The 3,139-nt window shown below is 65.7% G+C and carries 4 protein-coding genes and 1 pseudogene; 2 read left to right on the forward strand and 3 right to left on the reverse strand.

The window, feature by feature from the left end:
- Positions 1–383 (reverse strand): annotated as a pseudogene (locus EOA32_RS35585) (hypothetical protein); the annotation flags it as partial.
- Position 384: 1 nt separating this feature from the next.
- Entirely contained in the window at positions 385–1,032 is a 648-nt protein-coding gene (locus EOA32_RS35590; protein WP_128374180.1) for a thiamine phosphate synthase, read from the reverse strand.
- 226 nt (positions 1,033–1,258) lie between these two features.
- Between EOA32_RS35590 and EOA32_RS35595 the strand changes: the two genes are divergently transcribed.
- Positions 1,259–1,987, forward strand: a complete 729-nt coding sequence (locus EOA32_RS35595; protein WP_128374181.1) for a class I SAM-dependent methyltransferase — start codon at positions 1,259–1,261, stop codon at positions 1,985–1,987.
- 30 nt (positions 1,988–2,017) lie between these two features.
- Here the strand turns inward: EOA32_RS35595 and EOA32_RS35600 are convergent, their stop codons facing one another.
- Positions 2,018–2,467, reverse strand: coding sequence for a GNAT family N-acetyltransferase (locus tag EOA32_RS35600; protein WP_095828343.1), 450 nt, complete (start codon positions 2,465–2,467; stop codon positions 2,018–2,020).
- Positions 2,468–2,658: 191 nt separating this feature from the next.
- On the opposite strand from EOA32_RS35600, the gene EOA32_RS35605 reads away from it, so the two are divergent.
- Positions 2,659–3,139 (forward strand): sulfite exporter TauE/SafE family protein (locus EOA32_RS35605; protein WP_145971474.1); only part of this gene is annotated, 481 nt, incomplete at its 3' end.

Consider the following 3,139-nt stretch of genomic DNA (forward strand, 5'->3'; position numbering starts at 1 on the left):
GTCTTGTAGAGGCCGCGCTGGAAGGCGCCGTAGGCGGCGTCCGGCAGCTTGGCGCCGAAGCGATCGGGATTGATGGTATCGGCCGATGGCGGTTGAAGCGTTGCCGGCTGTGGCAGCGGTGTTTCGATCGGCTTGTCGGCATGGGCCGCGCCAGTATTCGGGGCGGCAGCATTCGGGGCGCCGGTATTTGGGGCGCTTATATTCGGAATGCTTGTATTCGGGGCGCCGCTAGCAGGGGCGCTTGTATCCGGCGCGCTCGTGTCGGGTGTGGTCGTGTCCGGTCTGGGCTGCGGCACCGGCGGGGTCTCGGCGGCCACGGTGGCGGCCGCCTGGATCGTCAAGGCCGCGGCCAACGCCGCGAAGGAAAGCCGGGACCAGCGCACGTCAGTCCTCGAAGCGCGGCGCGATTTGGTCGAGCAGCGCGTTGGCCGCGGCGACCGCCGCGCGCGGATCGAGTCCGTCGGCGAAGACGGCGCTGGAGAGCGCCACGAACTCGGCGCCGGTGGCCGCTACCGTTTCCACCGACGCAAGCTCGGAGCCGGCCATCACGATGCAAGGAATCTGGATCATCTGCGCCCACCATTCACCGAGAGCGAGATTGCGGTGGTGCGGCTCGGGCTTGTTGTCATAGCCGAAGCGGCCGAAGAACATGTAGTCGGGCCGCTCCTCGCCGAGATCCAGCGCCTCGTCGCGGGTCTTGGCGCCGCCCGCCCCGACCATCATCTTGTCGGCCAAGCGCTCGATCGTCTCGGCCAGTTCCTGGCGGTTTGCCTCGACATGAATGCCGTCGGCATGGACGCGGCCGGCGATGCGGCTGTCGCCGGCGATGATGACGGCGACGCCGGCGGCCTGCGCGATCGGCACGATCTTCTCGGCGAAGGCCTGGAAGGCGGCGTCATCCATGCCGTTTTCGGGCAGGATCAGCGAGGCGACGTCGCCGCCGTCGAAGGCGGTGCAGATGTGCTCGGGAGTCACAAGCGGCGGCGCGATCAGCACGATTCGGCAGCGATTGGGCGGGGTTGCTTCATTCATCGGTCTTCGATCCCGGTTTTCGCCTATGCCGGGCGAACATGGTGGCATTGCGGCATAGAGCAAAGCGTCCGGCTTGAACAGGAGGCGGGCGAAGATCGCCGCTGAAAAGCGTCACGGCAGCAGCGGCTTGCGCCAATCTTCAAGGACTGACAGACGGCCTGTTGAAGCTCCTGATGGACGCTAACGAAACGACCGCTAAGTTAGCAAGCGAAAGCACGGGAAGAGCATGGCGCAAAATATCTACGACAAGGCCGATTTCTTCGAAGGCTACAGCCGTCTGCATCATTCGGTGGAAGGGTTGGACGGCGCGCCCGAGTGGCCGGTTCTGCGCGCCATGCTGCCGAAGGTGGTTGGTCTAAGCATCGTCGATCTCGGTTGCGGCTTCGGCTGGTTCTGCCGCTGGGCGCGGGCGCACGGAGCCAAGGAGGTTCTGGGCCTCGACCTGTCGGAAAGGATGCTCGCCCGAGCACGCGCCGCCGGCTCCGACGAAGCCACAGCCTATGAGCGGGTCGACCTCGACGAGCTCAGCTTGCCGAAGGCGCGCTTCGACCTCGCCTATAGCTCGCTTGCCCTGCATTATGTCAGCGATGCCGCGCGGCTGTTCGCGACGGTTTACCAGGCCCTGGTCCCCGGCGGATTCTTCGTCTTCTCGACGGAGCATCCGATCTTCATGGCTCCAAGCAATCCGGGCTGGTCCGTGGACGCCGCAGGAAGGAACGTCTGGCCCGTCGATCAGTATCTGGTGGAAGGGCCGCGCACGACCGACTGGTTCTCCGAGGGCGTGGTGAAGTACCACCGCACACTCGGCACCACGCTCAACAACCTGATCCAGGCCGGGTTCACCATCGGCCGCGTGGAGGAATTCTGTCCAACTGAAGGGCAGATCGCCGCCAGGCCTGAACTGGCCAAAGAGGTCGAGCGGCCGATGTTTCTTCTGGTTCAGGCGCGGCGATGAGAGGTCGGCGGCATCGCCGGCGCGGGTGCGTCAAAGATCCAGCTTGTAGCCGATGTGGTTCGCCTTGAAGCCGAGCCGTTCGTAGAAGCGGTGCGCGTCGAGCCGGCTCTTGTTGGTCGTCAGTTGCACCACCCTGCAGCCGCGCTCGCGGCATCTTTCGATGGCCCATTCCAGCAGGCACTGCCCTCCGCGCCGGCTCGCCGCGACGCGCACCGCCTCGATCTGGCCGCGCCAGGCGCCCTGCAACGACAGGCCCGGGATAAAACTGATCTGCAAGGTGCCGATGACTTCGGCGCCGTCCGTCATCACCGCCAGGAAATGGTTCGGGTTGCCGTCTATGGTCGCGAAGGCGTCCTGACAGGCTTGCACCAAAGGCACGCTTGCATTCTCGCGGGCGCGGCCAAGCGCGTCATCTGCAAGCATCGCGACGATCGCCGCAAGATCGGCTTTGTCCGCGCGGCGGATCAGGACTTCGCTCATCGTCAAACCTCATGCTGGGCGGGTGACCTTATGCATGGCCCGCCGCCAGCCGCAAACTCGGCAGGCCGGATTACGGACAGTTGATCGCGCCGACCGGCTGGCGGGGCGCTTCGGCTATCGCGGTCTTTCGCTTTGTGGTCTATTGCAAGTCTCCCGCCATCCTCCAGCCGTTTCTTGTCGCCGTATCTCCCATGTCAGGCCTGCTCAGCGATCCCTGGTTCTATGCCGCCACCATTCCGGCGGTCATCCTCGTCGGCCTGTCGAAGGGCGGCTTCGGCGGCGCCGTAGGCTTCGTCGGCGTGCCGCTGATGGCGCTGGCCATCCCGCCGGTGCAGGCGGCGGCCATCCTGCTGCCGATCCTTTGCCTGATGGACATCGTTTCGGTGTGGACATGGTGGGGCGTCTATGATCGCAAGATGCTGGTCGACATGATGCCCGGCGCCGTCATCGGCATCGGCCTCGGCTGGCTGACGGCGGCCCTGGTGACGGAGGAAATGGTGCGGCTGATCGTCGGCGCGGTCGCGCTGGTCTTCGTCCTGCGCTGGATCTATCTGCAGTTTCGCCACGGCGCCGACCACGAGGTGGAGCCGAACCGCATCGCTGCGGCGTTCTGGGGCATCGTTGCGGGCTTCACCAGCTTCGTCGCCCACGTCGGCGGCCCGCCCTTCCAGG

Origin of the sequence: Mesorhizobium sp. M1A.F.Ca.ET.072.01.1.1, assembly GCF_004023325.1 — a bacterium.
Classification (GTDB): domain Bacteria; phylum Pseudomonadota; class Alphaproteobacteria; order Rhizobiales; family Rhizobiaceae; genus Mesorhizobium.

Bases quoted from the DNA above. Each gene is read 5' to 3' on its own strand.
- EOA32_RS35590 (WP_128374180.1), bottom strand. From the start codon at position 1,032: ATGAATGAAGCAACCCCGCCCAATCGCTGCCGAATCGTGCTGATCGCG.
- EOA32_RS35595 (WP_128374181.1), top strand. From the start codon at position 1,259: ATGGCGCAAAATATCTACGACAAGGCCGATTTCTTCGAAGGCTACAGC.
- EOA32_RS35600 (WP_095828343.1), bottom strand. From the start codon at position 2,467: ATGAGCGAAGTCCTGATCCGCCGCGCGGACAAAGCCGATCTTGCGGCG.